Raw genomic sequence first — 15,547 nt, 5'->3', positions numbered from 1 at the left:
CCTAAATCTCACCCGGCTTCACCACGCCGATTTCCTTGCCGTCAGGGCGTACGTTTAAGCCACCAAAGCGCAGAATGACAACGTGGGACGCATCCCGCAAGGGCGTGCGCACCGTGATGGTGCGATTCACAAAATCTATCCGCTCCAGAATACCTATCGCCAGGCAATCGCCCTCCGCATTCAGTAGCCCCAGTAACAGTTTGACGAAGCGATGGACACCCGCCGTCGTAACATGCGCCACCCGGAAAGTTTCTTCCACAATCACCAGCGCACGCTCATCCACCACCTTGTCGGTGATGACGAAAAGGTGCTCTGTGGTGCGCTCTGCCCAGAACACCCGCGAGCGCAGGGTCTCTTGCAGGAAGTGGATTTCGTTCCACTCGAGTAAATGGCCCGTATTGAACCATGTGCCTTCGCAAGCGATATCGGACAGGGCGAAAGTATGCAGACGTGCATCCTGAAAGTATCGGAAGAAGCGCATCACCCGCCGCTGCTGACGCATTTCGGGCGACTTGACCATCACGGTCTCAGGCACGGGCAGGCGAATGAGCCTCAGGTTGCGCCGTTCTATCGATCGCAGGATGTGCTCCAGCTCATCCTTGCGCTGGATGGCAACCACAAACTGGGGACGTACCGCTTCCACTTTCGCACACTTCAAACGGCGTGCCGCCGCCCCCGTCACGAAACCGGTGGTATCCACGATCACCGACTCTGCACCCGCTTCCTGAGCTTTGGTTACCATTGCACGCACGCCGTTCACCGTCTCCAGCATCCGCCCCCTGGGGGTGTTGGAACCGACAAAATAGATGGCGCGGGGCACCACTGCGTGTAACGTCGGCACAGGCATTTCCACCAGCCCCATGCCGATGGTGGTGGGCGGACCAATTTCCGACTGCCCGACATCGGCATCCACTATCGCCGTGCGGATGCCGTGCGCGAGCTGACGGTTCGCCAGCAGCGTGGCAAAAGTCGTTTTCCCGACATCGCGTGCGCCCAGCACCATCACGCGCGCTTTCTGTGTTGCCAGCGCCTGCAGCGCCTGCTCCCATTCAGGGTTTTGCTTTTGCGTTTCGTCCATCATTATCTGCTTGATAACATCAGGGCGTGCCCTGCAACGCTCACGGGTCTACTATATATTAACCGCTTAATCTCCCCCAATGCAATATACCACGTTGGATACAGCCGGTTGTTTCCGGTATAATCTCAGCAGCATTGACCGGCGAGGCAGAGCGGAATGAAGACATCCACCAAGCTCGCTCTTCTCGGCGCGATGGTGTTGCTCGCGGCGTTGCTGGTGATGTGGCGCATCGCGGCGACTCCTGTCACGCCAGAAGAGCAGGTATTACGCAACCGACTGGAGGATATCCGTCTGGCGATCGAAGGGCGCGATGTGAACGCCATCATGGACGCTATCTCCAGCGAATTTAATGCGTTTGGCTACTCGCGCGACCGACTGCGCATCGAGATAGCGTCGGCGTTTCGCCGCGGTGTCCGACCGCATCTTCGCTACACCACGCCGGTCATCAATATTATCGGCAAAGAGGCGACGGTGAATATGCGCGTGGAAGTCTGGTGGGAAGACCAGGGGCTGCTCAGCCGCCATGAGCCTACCGATATCCAGCTCAAGCTGCGCAAGGAGCCGGCTCGCCAATGGCTGGTGTTTCCCACCGAAAAGTGGCGCGTGGTGGATGTAGAGGGAATAGGCACCGATGGGCTGGAATAGCAGAGTGGAATATACGCGGGTGGATTATCAGGTGCATACCTTCCTGTCGCACGACGGACGCGCGACCATGCTGGAACACTGCGCCCGTGCAATGGCTCTGGGGCTGGACGAAATCGGCTTCAGCGAACATAAGGATTTTGACCCTAACGATCCCGTGGTGGAATACTTCGATTACGACCTGTTCATGGACGACATCACCTATGTGCGCGACCTGTTCCGGGGGCGATTGCGAATCCGTGCAGGCGTGGAGATAGATTACCAGCAGTGGTTCGAACCGGATGTGCGTGTGTGGCTCAGCCAGTATCCTTTTGACTATGTACTGGGTTGCGTGCATTATGTGGACGCACTGATGCTGATGACCGATGACTACGTGCAGCGTTTCCCCACGGCTCGCGAGGCGTACCAACGCTACTACGAGGAAGTGCTGCATTCGGTGGAAAGCGGGTTGATTGACATCGTGGGGCATCTGGAGTATGCCAAACGGCGCGGTGTGCCCCGATTTGGCGCATTTGACCCCCAGCCCTACCGCGAACACTTGTTCACGTTGTTTGACCTGATGGTGGAGAAAGGCACGGTGCTGGAGATAAACACCGCCGGTCTTCGGCAAGATGCCCGCGATTTCTACCCCTGCCGACAGACCCTGCAATGGTACTATGAACGCGGCGGCAGGCTCATCACCTTTGGCTCGGACGCTCACCACCCCGACGAGTTAGCGCATTGCTTGCCGGATGCGGTGCGCATGGCGTGGGACGTCGGCTTTCGCGAGGTCGCGGTGTTCGAGAGGAGAAAGATGAGCCTCTTGCCGCTGTGTAAGGCAAAGAAATAAAAACACCTCGGCGCCCGGAGTGAGGATTACCATCCGTATCGCTCCGGTCCCCACTCTCTCTCTACCAGCTCCTGCTTGAGCAGAATCAGCTTCCGACTGGGTACGTCCTCGTAGACGACAACACCCGGGCCGATGCACGTGTATGCGCCAATCTTGACGCCCGGCTGTGTGATGACATTCACCCCCGTGCGGCTGAAATCACCGAAGTAGGTGGAGTCCGCGCCGTGGACGGGAAACTCGCGCCTGCCCTTAATGCGATGGATGGTCTCGGCGTCGTCGAAGCGCAGTGTGCCGCACACCGTCGCCGCGCCGATGTCCACCGATTGCCCCACCACACCCGCAATCTCGCAATAGTGATACAGGTAAGCCCCGTCGAACATCACGCCGTCCAGCTCCGCGCCATGCCCCACGATGCACCGGTTGCCCACCACGCTATACGCGCCAATCAGGCAGTAGTCGCTAACGCGCGTGTGGTTGCCAATCGCCACCGCCCTGCCCACAATCGCCCCGTTCACCACACGCGTGTGCTTGCCGATGAACACGTTGCCTTCCAGCACCACCCGGTTGCCAACCTTGCTTCCTTCCCCAAGCAGGACAAACCCCTTTATCTCTGCCCCGTCATGGATGCGGGCAGTGGGGTGGATGACGCTTTCCTGCAGGTTTCGGCTCATCTCGTCCAGCACACGCCGGTTTGCCTCTAGAATATGCCAGGGCTTGTCCATGTCCACGAGGTAGCCCTCCACCTCCACCGCCAGCACCTCTTTCCCGTCGTCTATCAGCGTTTGCAGGCTCTGCGCCAGCTCCGCTTCCAGTGGCGGCATCCCGCCAACGGGCACCTGGGTCATGATGCCCGGATTGTTCTGGATGGCAGGAAGGGCAGATGGCGTGAAGGCATAGATGCCACATAGCCGGTGTTCGCAGTCGCGGCTGTGTCCCTCCACATATTCGATGCGCTCCTGCTGCACGTGCGCGCCCAGCCAGTCAATCGTCCGCTCGGGCGGGATAACCGGCTGCACCAGCGCGACCGCCGCTGCGTCGCTATGCGCAGCGGTTTGCAGGAATCGGTTCACCGTCGCCTGTGTGGTCACCACATCTCCGTAAAACACCGCAAAACGCTGAGAGTTGTCCAGCAGGGGCAGAGCCGCGTGAACGCATGCCGCCGTGCCTGGAACCCCCTGCACGCCGACAAAGGCGATTTCCAGCCCATCTACGCCATGCAACGCCGAACGGACGGAACCTGGGTGCACACCCAGCACCACCACTGCCCGACGGATGCCCGCTTCGCGAATCTGCCGCACCAGCCGGCGCACTGCAGGTTCGTTCACCACCGGTGTGGCGCATTTGTTGCGCACCTCGTTATACGGCCAGAAGCGGCTACCTGCCCCAGCGCACAGGACTATCGCCTGATTCATGAGTGCCCTCCTGCACAGGATTGGCTGTTACGGATGGAACGCCATGCCTTCGAATGATGTTGTTTCGGCTCTGGTGGCGGCTATCTCCTCTCTCAGTTGCTGCATCTCGCGCGCGATCCCCTCCACCTGAGCAAGTTGCTGCGCTTCCTCTTGGCGTCCCAGCAGATCCAGCGCCACCGCCTGATGCGCTTTGTCTTTCTCGGAATATGCCGCGCACCGTGTCGCTTCCTGCCAGTACTGTTGCGCCAGTTCGTCCTGTCCCAGACGTTGTGCCGCCAGCCCTGCCCAGAAGAAGGGGATTGCGTCCGCCGGATGCACCGGCTTACCCACTGCCAGATGATGGGGATACTCCAGTGCGTGCTGGAAGTGCTCCAGCGCACCCTGCCAGTCGCTCCGCTGCGCCATTTGCTTGCCCTTGCCGAGATGCGCCCCTACCCACACAGGGCGAGTGGATGTCTCTCCTTCTGCCACATGGAAGGTACGCGAGTGTAGCACGCGGATAGCGTCGTCGTAGCGCTGCGCCTGCACCAGCAGGTGCGCGTGCAACTGCGCCATGCGGTTTTCTTGCAGAACCTGCTGGCTTGCCTGCTCCAGCCACTGCAGGCGTACAGTCGCCTCGATACCAGCGCGCCGCGCCACAGCGTCTCGCTCCACCCACAGGTAATGGTCGTCCGGAGATAACGATAGGGCGCGCTCATAGTAGCGCAGCGCAAGGTCGTGCCAGCCCTTCGCCTCCGACAGCGCGAGACCGATGTTGCGGTACAGGGTCGGGGCGATGGGCAGTTCGGGCGGTGTCGCCCGCAGGCAACGCTCCGCAAGCGTTTGCAGGTTCTCCAGGCTGGAAGGGACAGACGCATCCAGTGCCATGAGCCATTCGCGCAGTGCGTCTTCCCATCGCCGGTGCGCTGCCAGCCAGTTGCCCAGCGCGTAGCGGGCAAGCGTGTCATTTGCTTTGACCGCCAGCACTTTCTGGAGGGCATGATAATCCTCCAGCCGCCATGGGAAGAGGTAGCGTTGCTCACTGCGGGCGGCGAGCAGGGCGTGTTCCGCCACCTGCGCCAGTAGCCCCTTCTGGCTGTAAGCCAGCGCGAGCAGGTAATGGGTGATAGCCTGTTCGGGCAGACCAAGCCGGGCAGACGCCTCCAAAATGCGGATGGCGTCGGTTGCGCAGCCGGCGTTCAGGTAGTCACAGGCGACCTCCTCGAAGCCCCATGCCTGCATCGTCAGCGGTTTCAGCAGATTGACCGCATCCGCTTCGGGCGATTCGGGCGTGCCCAGATAGGCTTCCGTGCGTAGCAGAGGCTCCAGCGGTGCGAGCAGGTGCACCTGCAGGCGCACCTGTGCCGCTTCCTCCACCTCTCCGCGCAGGCGAAGCACCGCCGCCCGCATCATCCAAGCTTTGATGTGCGCGGCGTTATACAACAGGCACTCGGCAAGCAGGTCGTCTGCCCGAGCCAAATCGCGTCGTCGCAGCGCGCACATCGCCAGAAGATAGAATGCCAGTGCGCGGTATTCCGCGCTCCGTCGCAACGGGTAGAGCCACTCTTCCGCTTCGGTATCTCTGCCCTGCGTGACCAGGCACAGCGCACGCAGGTACATCGCCTCGTGGTTTTGCGGGTCGCGCTGCAGGGCGCGTTCCGTATACCGCAGGCACTCGTCCCAGCGTGCGTCTTCGAGACACATGCGCGCCAGAGCGTTCAGCGCAGGCAGGTAGTCCGGCAGCTTCTCCAGTGCCTGTCGGTATTTCGCTTCCGCCTCGTCCAGAAGCGCGCCGCGCTCCAGCGCGTCTGCCTGCAAGAAGTAGGTCTGCGCGTCGTCGCCAGAGGGAGCTGGGGGAATAGTGATACGCTCCCGCTCGATGACAGGGTTGGCAATCGCTTCCAGTAAGGTGTCCCGCGCCCCGGTGGCGATGAGAACCTTCAACGGCAGTTGGGCGGGCTGCGGCAGCGTGAATTGCCAGCTGCCCGTGCGCTCCGGATAGAGGTCTACCCTTTGCTCATGCACCACATCGTCGCCATACTGCAGGATGAGGCGATGGTCGGGGCGCGGAGCGGTGCTGTGGAAGCGCACCTGTAGCTGTTGTCCCTGCATTTGCACACTCAACGCCCCATCCCGGCTGGCTGCCGAAACCGTCCCCTGCAGTCCGCGAATGGGGTACCACGCCTCCTGCCAGCATTCCAGAGAGTGCGGGGGTATCCAGTGCCAGATGCTCTGGTCTTCAAAGCGTCCCGTCTGAATCTCCACATAGGGCACACCGCGGTCGTCCAGCCGCTCCGCCCACACTGCGCCGTCGTCCGCCGTGCCCCAGGTGAACAGCTTCCTGCCGCAGGCGTCGCGTGGATTGGCAACGTGCAACAGCCCAGTGTCTTCGCGCAGGTCATAGCCGCCGAAGAAGTCGCCCCGGAAGTCGTGCGCGAACACACTGGAGGCTCTATCATAACTGCGGTACAGGCTCAGGTCGGCGCCGTCGTCGGTGACAGGGAAGGGCAAGGTAGCGCGTGCCTCGCTCAGGTCGCCCTCCCAGTTGCGCACGGAAGAAGCGGGCAGTATCCATTTCCATTCCTCGTGCGCCGACACGGCGCAGTTCGTCCAGAAGTAGAAGCGTTTCTTCAGCTCGGTGCGGTTGAACAGACGGATATCGGTCTCCATGAACGCACGGTCAGGATAAAGGCTAATGCCGACCATCCACATCATGCGGCTGCGTCGGCAGATTTCGCCAATCCAGATGGTGGCTTTCTCCCCCTCCTCTTTGGGATAGGAAAGGGTGTACCAGACAGGCTGGTGCGTGGTGTAGCGGTGACCGATGGGGAAGTTGAACTCGATGCCTCCGGCAATCCACGCGCCAGTCAGCCCAATAAGTGCCGGTTTGATGGATGGCGGCTGGTGCAGGCACTCGCGTTCGCTGATTTTATCATACAGCGACCACACCCGCCCGCCGAGTTCGGGCAGCACCATCACGCGCAGGTACGGGTTCTCTACGAAGACCGCATGATACTGGCGAGGCTCTGCCTCATCGCTGAGCTGGTCGAGTAGAGGATAGGGATATACCGCCCAGTAGCCCCTGCGCTGTAGTGGCGGATGCGGGTTCGCTTTACCCACTGGACAGGTGGGGATGGTTACTGTCTCCTCCCAGAGATGCACAGACATCGGTGGCTCTCCGTTGCAAAAGATTTGATAACTGCCCGGACGGACAGGTTACTTGATGAGCATCGGCGGTTCCACCTCATGAGGACGTCCGGCGTTGCGGCGGATGCGTTCGACCTCCTCGTCGGGGATGGCGCGTTCGAATCGACGGAAACCTGCCACCTCGAAGCCGTGCTTGTGCGCCAGGCGGGTAATCTCCTCCACCTGGTCCACGCGGATGTCCGCGCCCAGCGTGAAGCACTCGAAGCGGCGTTCCAGTGCCAGGATAATGGTCTCGGCGATACACGCCTCCGCGTGTTTGGGGGGAAAGCCGAAGTTAAAGCCGAAATCCACATTCTCTCCGGGCACCCGGATTACTCCGCCGTCGATCACCAGCACATCATTGCGCTTTTCATACACAGCAGCGGACACGTTGCGGGGGCGCGCCACATCGCAAACCACTGCGCCCGGACGCAGGTCTTCGGGTTCTATCAGCACATCGGTGGCGGAGCTGACGGCAATCACCATGTCGGCGTCGCGCACCGCGCTACGCGAGTCGGTAGATATGTGAACCTCGGCGGGTGTGGAACGGGCTATCTCCTCCTGCAACGCTTCCAGCCGGTCGCGCTTGCGCGCCACCAGCGTGATTTGCGCCACATGCTTTGCCAGAATGCGCGCACACACGCTGCCAATCGCCCCTGTCGCACCGATGACGGTCGCCTGTGCCTCCTCCGCGCGGATGCCCATACGCGCCGCCGCCAGCAGAGTGCCCTGCAATGCACTGCCCGCCGTGTAGGAGTTGCCGGTGGTCACGGGAGTGTTCAACGCGCGCGCCACACTCACGCCGCGATCGCCCACCACCTTCAGGAACGCGCCAAGCCCGATAATCTGCGCACCCAGCTCTTCCGCCATGCGTCCAGCCCGCACGATTCGGGGCAACACCTTCTCAAAGGGGGTCTCCAGCAGCAGGCGCGGCGTCATGGGAACGGCGATGAACCAGCCCTCTGCCTGTGCGCCAGTGCGCGATTCGATGCCCGTGATGTGGGACAGTACACGCGGGGGCATGTGTTTGAATGTTTCTTCCACCCAGCGGAAGGGAACCGCCTTCAGGATGGGATATTTCCGGGTAAAGTCTTCCTGACGTAACGGGTGCAAAATAAACGCAAACCGCTCCACCGTGATATACCGCCTGTTCTCTCGGTCTCGCCTACATTGTACCGTCTTCGCCATAAATGCGCAAGCCGAATGAGGAGGGGGTTGGGGTCAGGTTCTCCTGAGCCGAAAGGACACCTGCAGCGGTTTGACGAAGTATTTAGCGTATATATCACAGGACGAATCACGATAAGGAGGTGCGCCGATGATTACCGAAAGCCAGCTGCGTCAGGCTCAGGAGCGCGCGATGGAGTATCTGCGCAAAGCAAACATCGTGCTGACGCCAGAGGAACAAAAGAATATCGAAGTGGCAGACTTCGGTTTGGGCGACCTGGAGAATACCGGACTGGAGCTGGTGGTGTATGTGAACACCGACCGCTACTGCGCTAAGGAGCTGGTGCTGTTCCCGCGTCAGACCTGTCCGGAGCACCGTCATCCGCCGGTGAACGGCGACCCGGGCAAGATGGAGACCTTCCGCTGCCGCTGGGGCGAGGTGTACCTGTACGTGGAAGGCGAGCCAACGCCCAACCCTAAAGCAAAGCCCCCCGCCGGACGGGAACAGCATTACACAGTGTGGCATGAGATTGTGCTGCGCCCCGGCGAGCAGTACACCATTCCTTCTAACACCAAACACTGGTTCCAGGCGGGCGATGAAGGCGCGGTGGTGAGCGAGTTTTCTTCCACCAGCCGCGATGAAGCCGACATCTTCACCGACCCTGATATCGAACGCATCACGAAGGTCGTACCGGGATAGTGCATGGAACAAACACTGCACGACCGTTATCGCCTTTTCTGGCTGGCGGTAGGGGTCTACCTGCTTTACCGCGTGGGAGCGCCGCTGGTCACCTTTCTGGGTGACGGTTTCTTACAGGTGGCGCTCTCCACGCTGGTATTTATGGCGCTGGCGACATGGGTGGTGTTACGGGCTGCTGCGCTTCCGCTGCGTCCGCTGGTAGCTCTGGCCTGGATGGCAGTGTTGCTGATATTGTTTGTCGTGGTGCGCCTGTCGCCGGCTTTCGTGCCCGCGCTGCGTCAGAGCCCAGTGGCTCTGGAGACGGTGCTGGGCATCAGCGATACGCTGATGGTTTTGGCGGCGAGCATGTTGGGTTTGGCGGTGTCACACATCATCCGTGAGCCAAACATCCTTGCTCCCGCTGCCCTTTTCGCGGCGCTGGCAGACTTTGCGGTGGTAAGCCTGTGGATTCCGCGAGTCATGGAGGTGGCACCGCAGGCGTTGAGCACGGTGGCGATACACGTGCCGCAGGCAGGAGCCAAACCCACGCCCACCGGTCTGCGCCCCATAGGTATCATCGGCCCCGCCGACTTCGTGTTCCTGGCGTTTTACTTCGCCTGTGTGTGGCGGTTTGGCATGGCGGCGCGAGCCACCTACATCTGGATGGTCATTGCGCTGGCTGGATATATGTTCTTCCAGAACGTGGTGGGGTCGCTCACGCCGCGTTTTATGGATGCGGTGGACATGCTGCCCGGTCTGGTGCCGATGGCGGTAGTGTTGCTCCTTGTGAACCGCAAGTATTTCCGTTTCTCGCGCGAGGAGAAACGCGCGATGGCGGTGGTGGCACTGCTGGTGGTGGGCATCATCGCCTTTGCTTTCTGGACATTAAGAGGGTAAGGAGGAAGGCAAAGTGATTATCACCACTACTCCCACCTTAGAAGGCAAGAGCATTCGCCAGTATCTGGGGCTGGTCGTTGGGGAAGCCATCGTGGGCGCGAACGTGTTCAAGGACCTGTTCGCCAGCATTCGCGACATCGTGGGCGGGCGGTCAGCAGCCTACGAAGAGGAGTTGCAGCGTGCAAGGGACATCGCCGTGCAGGAGATGATAGCGCGTGCGCAGGCGATGGGGGCAAACGCCATTGTAGGCATTGACCTGGACTACGAGGTGCTGGGTCAGGGCGGCTCGATGCTGATGGTGACGGTAAGCGGCACGGCTGTGGTCGTGGAGTAACCACGTTTTTTTGCAGAGTGCCGCTTTTTTTGGTATACTGGGCGTGGGGGGTGATGTTTTGGCACGACAGGAAGTCAACCGGCGCAAACGCCGCAGTCTTTTCTGGCGAGTCGTACTCGTACTGTTGATGCTGGGTGCGCTGTCTATCGGCACGGTCAGCGGTTATTTTTATGCGTCCAGCAAGGCGGTTCGCAAAACGGTAGGCGCGCTGTGGCAGTACCGGGGGCTGGACGTCGCGCAAGCCTTTCCGGGGCAATCGTCGGTGACAGTGCTGTTGCTGGGTTCCGACGAGAACCGTGACAACAAGAAACGCATCTACACCAAGCACACCCGCAGCGATACCATCATGCTGGCGCATTTTGACTTTGTAAACAGGCGCATCAGTGTGCTGTCCATCCCGCGCGATACGCGCGTCCGTATTCCTGACCACGGCTATCACAAAATCAATGCCGCCATGGCTTTCGGCGGACCGGAACTCACCTCCCAGACAATACAGGAATGGCTGGACGTGCCGGTAGACCACTACGTGGTGGTTTACTACCGTGTCTTCCGTCGTGTGGTAGACCTGCTCGGCGGTATCACTATCTACGTGGACAAGCCCATGCACTACGATGACAACTGGGGCGACCTGCACGTGCATTTGGAACCCGGCTGGCATCGGCTGGACGGTCAGCAGGCGCTGGGCTACGTGCGTTACCGTCAGGATAGCGACCTGATGCGGATTGAACGGCAACACAAGTTCCTCGCGGCGGTGAAAGACCATTTTCGCCACCCCAGCACCTACCTGAAACTGCCTCAGCTGCTGGATGCGGTGGATGAGAATCTGAAAAGCTCCCTCAGTTACGGGCAGATGCTTGCGCTGGCATGGTTTGCCAAGTCGGTACCCTCAACCAATATCCAGATGGTGACCCTGCCATGCCGTCCCGGGCGAGTGTACGTGTATGCCGACGAGGAGAAGGCTCGCGAGCTGGTGGACAAACTCTTCCACGATACATCTGCTCATCCCGTGAGCGCGCCTGTGCCGATTAGCACGATTCAGTAAGCCTGTACTGTAAAAATCGCCTCTCGCGTGCCGATAATACCAGTGTAGCCCCTTTGTGGAACGCTGGATGCGTTCCGGGAATATCCTAGCAAATCCAGAGGGAGCGACAGGGATGTCCAAGAGATATAACGACGATGAGGTACAGCAGCTCGTCATCGAGTACCACCGGACAGGCAATCTCGAACTCCGTGAACGTCTTGTGGAGCAGTTTCCCAATCTGGTGGAAAGCATTGCCCGGCGGTTCATCAACACCGGTGAGCCCCTTGAAGACCTGATTCAAGAGGGTTACGTCGGTTTGCTCAACGCCATCGACCTGTACAAGCCCGATAAGGGCACGAAGTTTTCCACATATGCCACCCACTTCATCATCGGACAGATTAAGCACTATCTGCGTGACCGGGGCAAGATGATCAAGGTGCCCGCATGGGTTCAGGAACTGCATCAGAAACTCACCCGTATTGTGGACTCGCTGTCCCAACAGCTGGGCAGACAACCGACATCCGCTGAAATCGGCGCGGTCATGAATATGGACGAAAAACAGGTGGAATATCTGCTTTCCACCAGCGAACTGTTTCGGGTGAGCTCACTGGATGCGGGTGAAAGCGAGGAAGACGACCACATCCCCGGTGCGGACCTCGAAAAGCTGGAACACCCGGACAGCTTCACCCTTCAGATTGCCACCGAGGAGCGCGTGGTGCTGGAACACGCGATGGAGCGGCTGAAAGATATCGAACGGCAGGTGTTGTACGCTTTCTTCTATGAGGAGCTCTCGCAAACGGAAATCGCCCAGCGGCTGGGCATCTCCTGCAACTACGTGTCCCATATCCTGCGCAACTCCACCAAGAAACTGCGCAAGATACTGGTGACCGAGGAAATCAAAGACGCGCAGGCACAGATGATGCGGATGCAGCAGAAGATGACGGCTACCGAGGAGGAACTGCTGCAACCATCCATTGTCGACCCCATTACCAGCTGTTACAATCGCCGCTACTTCGAGAGCAGGCTGGACGAAGAGATAAACCGCGCCAGCCGATATGGCTATATGCTGGGGCTGGTTATCATCCGCGTTGGTGGTTCACAGATGTTCATCCGACAGTATGGATTGAACCTGTTTGAAGGCATCATGGCGCGTCTGGCACCGCGCCTGCGGGCGAAAATCCGCAAGGCAGACATCCCCGCACGAATCGACGTTTCAGACCTGGCAATCATCCTGCCCTACACCGGCGAGCAGGCGGAAGTCGTACGGCAACGATTGAGTGAAGAGGCTTTACAGATGCTCAGAGAAGAAAACCTGCTCGACTCCGGGTTGTGGATCGAGAGCGCATGTAACTATACGGAGGGTTGGGAGAAGGTCAGGGAGTTTGTGCATCAGACACAATGCAGGTTGCGAGCCTACTGGGGCAAAGCGCACCAGGAAGACCTCGCTGCCTGACCACCTTTTCCCCCATCTAGCCAGAGGGAATCCGACCGTACCCCCATCGGGTTCCCTTCTGTTTTCCTCTTTCAACCTGTTGTTTCTGCCATTCTTTAGGAAAAACCAGTAATGATACTGGCTGAATACTCATCCTACGGCGCGGGACTTGCTGTCTAATCTCAGTGAAGTTACTTTAAAGGGAGTGAGTGTGCATGAACATCCGCGTCCTGTTCGCCGTTGGGCTTCTCTTGCTTTACGCTGTGCCGACATGGAGCGCGCCCATGCCACGCGGTTCTTTCCTGACGCGACCCGTGCAAAGCACATGGCAACTTGCCCAACAGGTGAGAACGAATCCTGTGGTCGCTGCGCGCTATGAGAGACACTACCGGGTTTCCGCTTCGCGATTCGCGGACTATGCACAAAGCCGGCTGAGATTTCAGCGGCTGAAGAGCGGCGGCAGCTACAGAGTGTACTTTATCAAAACCGATGGCACCATCGGAAGCAGCGTGCGCAAACTGCGCAAAGGCACGGCGGTTTTCATGCACGTGCGCACGGGCAAACCGGTGTTGCTGGCGGAGTGCGGTAACCCCATGGGCACTAACCTGCCGGGGTATACTGCACCGCCATCGCAGACCAGGAACCGAGCCGTACCAGAAACGGCTGACCCTGTGCCAGCCGAGCCAGTGCACGAAAATCCTTTGCCGCCACCGGTGGCGTCGCTTATGCCAGACACAACCGAGGCGCAGTTACTATCGCAGATTCAAGACGTAGACCTGCCTTTGTGGGCAGCGGATGCCATGCTATCTGCGCCCGAGTTCACTCTGCCACAGGGCGCGGTGACAGCTTTTGCACCTCCTGCCTCACTGACGCCGATGTTGATGGTGGGCGCAAGCGGACTGTTCTCGCTGGGGGGATCTGCCTCAGGGCGTGGAGGTTCACCACCACCTCCTGCAGTGCCTGAGCCTGCTTCTTTCGTGTTGTGGGCAGTGGCAGGTGCAGGAATGCTTTTCGCAAAAGGGAGGAGCAGGGGGAAGCCATAGACATCTTGCGAGAACCGGCTTCTGATGGTAAACTGGTGCAGAGGGATGCTCGGTGCAAAATGAGGCTGTGGATTACGATTCTCCTGTGGCTAATATGGCTAACGGCAACGCTGCTTGTCTCCAGCGAAGCGCAAGCTGCCCGGATGCCTCGAGGTTCGTTCCTGGTTCAACCTGCCACCAGTGCCGCACAGCTGGCAAATCAGGTCAGGGCGAACCCGGTGGTTGCCAGCCGGTATGCCCGGCATTTTGGGGTACCTGCTCCAGAGTTTGCGCAGTATGCACAGACTCACCTCGGATTGCGCAGGCTACCCCGTGGCGGCGTGTTCCGCGTTTTCTTCATCCGAGCCGACGGCGACGTCGAAAGCCGGGCGCGTTATCTACCGAAGGGCACGCGGGTATTCCTGCATCTGCGGTCCGGGCAACCAGTGCTGCTGGGCACATGCGGCAACCCCCTGACATCGGTACTGCCCGGCTATCCTCCGCCGCGCAGGGTGACCGTCGTGCCGCCCAGGGTCATCACTCCCCCGGTCGCGCCGCCGCGTGAGCCACCTCTACTGGAACCTGCCGCGCCAACCACTCTTCTTGATCTGCCGAGCCCTCCAGACCCTCCTCCGCTGGTGCCAATCAGCCTGTCGGTGTGGCAGGCGGAACCTCTGGCTGCGCAGAGCGAGCCTGCGCTGGAGCCTCTCATCGGGCGACCGAGAGCGTTTCCCCTGCTACCCCTGTTCATCGTGGCAGGGCTGGGGCTTTCGCAGGGAGGTGACGTATCGGTCAACCCGCCCGTGCCTATACCTGAACCCGCTTCGGCGATGACGTTACTGGCAGGCGCGGCGCTGCTGGTGGTGACGCACAGGACGTCCTCACGCCGGACACGGTGGGTCCGCCAGCGTTTGTGACGCAGGCTGTTCGCGTTCAATGGGTGCCCCGACGAGGTTGCCCCATTCCGTCCAGCTGCCGTCGTAATTGCGCACGTGCGGATAGCCGAGCAGGTGTCGTAACACAAACCACGTGTGCGATGACCGCTCCCCGATACGGCAGTAGGCAATGACTTCCTTGTCGGGCGTGACGCCTTTGCTGGTATACAGCGCGCGCAGCTCATCGACGCTCTTGAAGGTGCCGTCTTCGTTAACTGCCTGCGCCCATGGGATGTTCACGGCGCCCGGAATGTGACCGCCGCGTTGTGCCGTCTCGGTCATGCCAGGTGGTGCGATAACCTCCCCGGTGAACTCCTGCGGTGAGCGCACGTCGACTAAGGCTACCTGCGGGTTGTTGATTGCCTGCATGACCTGTGCGCTATATGCTCGGAGAGCCACGTTCGGCTCCTTCGCGTGATACTGGGTACGGGGATAGTGGGGCACTTCAGTGGTTAGCGGGCGTCCCTCCGCCACCCACTTCTTGCGTCCCCCATCCATCAGATAGAGCTTCTCGTGTCCGTAGATACTGAACAGCCAGAAGGCATACGCGGCGAACCAGTTGTTGTTGTCCCCATATAGGACGACCGTATGGTCGTTACCGATACCTGACTCGCTCAGCAGCTGCTCAAACTCCTCGCGTGTGATAATGTCACGACGTACGCGATGCTGCAGCTGGGTCTGCCAGTTGAAGCCGATGGCGCCCGGGATGTGTCCCGAATCGTAGGCACTGGTGTCGACGTCCACTTCCACGAGGCGAATGCTCTCGTCACCCAGATGCTGCGCCACCCAGTCGGTGCTGACCAGCACATCTGGATGGGTGATACCTGCAGACATGGTAGTCCACCTCCTTACTGATTGTTTACTAAGATTATATACTTAGTCAAAAATAAAACGCAAGACCCTCAGCAGGAGACGTGGGGCTTGGGTGCGAAAACAG

Annotated in this window: 14 protein-coding genes; 9 read left to right on the top strand and 5 right to left on the bottom strand. The window is 59.9% G+C overall.

The genetic code is table 11. The features are described 5' to 3' along the window. Position 1: 1 nt before the first annotated feature. Positions 2-1,078, bottom strand: coding sequence for a hypothetical protein (locus tag K6U75_09510; protein ID MCL6475274.1), 1,077 nt, complete (start codon positions 1,076-1,078; stop codon positions 2-4). 156 nt (positions 1,079-1,234) lie between these two features. Here K6U75_09510 and K6U75_09505 point away from each other — a divergent pair, with 156 nt between their 5' ends. Next, entirely contained in the window at positions 1,235-1,723 is a 489-nt protein-coding gene (locus K6U75_09505) for a hypothetical protein (GenBank protein ID MCL6475273.1), read from the top strand. Continuing rightward, a complete protein-coding gene (locus tag K6U75_09500; GenBank protein ID MCL6475272.1) occupies positions 1,710-2,549 on the top strand; it encodes a histidinol-phosphatase HisJ family protein in 840 nt (279 codons plus the stop codon). The genes K6U75_09505 and K6U75_09500 overlap by 14 nt, the downstream gene beginning before the upstream one ends. A gap of 26 nt (positions 2,550-2,575) precedes the next feature. Here the strand turns inward: K6U75_09500 and K6U75_09495 are convergent, their stop codons facing one another. From K6U75_09495 to K6U75_09485, 3 genes are read right to left on the bottom strand one after another with little or no spacing between them, the layout of a single operon-like run. Next, a complete protein-coding gene (locus K6U75_09495; GenBank protein MCL6475271.1) occupies positions 2,576-3,961 on the bottom strand; it encodes an NTP transferase domain-containing protein in 1,386 nt (461 codons plus the stop codon). 27 nt (positions 3,962-3,988) lie between these two features. Continuing rightward, positions 3,989-7,108 carry a DUF5107 domain-containing protein gene (locus K6U75_09490; GenBank protein MCL6475270.1) on the bottom strand — a complete coding sequence of 1,040 codons (3,120 nt, stop codon included), beginning with the start codon at positions 7,106-7,108 and terminating at the stop codon, positions 3,989-3,991. A gap of 48 nt (positions 7,109-7,156) precedes the next feature. After that, entirely contained in the window at positions 7,157-8,260 is a 1,104-nt protein-coding gene (locus K6U75_09485) for an NAD(P)H-binding protein (GenBank protein ID MCL6475269.1), read from the bottom strand. 181 nt (positions 8,261-8,441) lie between these two features. On the opposite strand from K6U75_09485, the gene K6U75_09480 reads away from it, so the two are divergent. The 7 genes from K6U75_09480 (at position 8,442) to K6U75_09450 (ending at position 14,592) form a co-directional block, all read left to right on the top strand. Next, positions 8,442-8,990, top strand: a complete 549-nt coding sequence (locus K6U75_09480; protein MCL6475268.1) for a D-lyxose/D-mannose family sugar isomerase — start codon at positions 8,442-8,444, stop codon at positions 8,988-8,990. Positions 8,991-8,993: 3 nt separating this feature from the next. Further along, a complete protein-coding gene (locus K6U75_09475) occupies positions 8,994-9,866 on the top strand; it encodes a hypothetical protein (GenBank protein ID MCL6475267.1) in 873 nt (290 codons plus the stop codon). Positions 9,867-9,879: 13 nt separating this feature from the next. Beyond that, positions 9,880-10,200, top strand: a complete 321-nt coding sequence (locus K6U75_09470; GenBank protein ID MCL6475266.1) for a heavy metal-binding domain-containing protein — start codon at positions 9,880-9,882, stop codon at positions 10,198-10,200. Positions 10,201-10,258: 58 nt separating this feature from the next. Further along, positions 10,259-11,242 (top strand): LCP family protein, encoded by a 984-nt coding sequence (locus K6U75_09465; GenBank protein MCL6475265.1) that lies wholly within the window; start codon positions 10,259-10,261, stop codon positions 11,240-11,242. 112 nt (positions 11,243-11,354) lie between these two features. After that, the gene (locus K6U75_09460) at positions 11,355-12,674 is read left to right on the top strand and encodes a sigma-70 family RNA polymerase sigma factor (GenBank protein MCL6475264.1); all 1,320 of its coding nucleotides are present in this window, start codon (positions 11,355-11,357) and stop codon (positions 12,672-12,674) included. Between the two features lie 194 nt (positions 12,675-12,868). Then, positions 12,869-13,696 carry a hypothetical protein gene (locus K6U75_09455; protein MCL6475263.1) on the top strand — a complete coding sequence of 276 codons (828 nt, stop codon included), beginning with the start codon at positions 12,869-12,871 and terminating at the stop codon, positions 13,694-13,696. Between the two features lie 59 nt (positions 13,697-13,755). Further along, positions 13,756-14,592 (top strand): hypothetical protein, encoded by an 837-nt coding sequence (locus K6U75_09450; protein MCL6475262.1) that lies wholly within the window; start codon positions 13,756-13,758, stop codon positions 14,590-14,592. Here K6U75_09450 and K6U75_09445 read toward each other — a convergent pair. Continuing rightward, the gene (locus K6U75_09445; protein ID MCL6475261.1) at positions 14,557-15,444 is read right to left on the bottom strand and encodes a sulfurtransferase; all 888 of its coding nucleotides are present in this window, start codon (positions 15,442-15,444) and stop codon (positions 14,557-14,559) included. The two genes, K6U75_09450 and K6U75_09445, sit on opposite strands and share 36 nt — an antisense overlap. Positions 15,445-15,547 lie beyond the last annotated feature (103 nt).

The sequence above is a fragment of the Bacillota bacterium genome, from assembly GCA_023511455.1.
Lineage (GTDB): Bacteria > Armatimonadota > HRBIN16 > HRBIN16 > HRBIN16 > HRBIN16.
The sequence above is the reverse complement of the archived record's forward strand: the minus strand, read 5'-3'. Positions and strand labels throughout refer to the sequence as shown.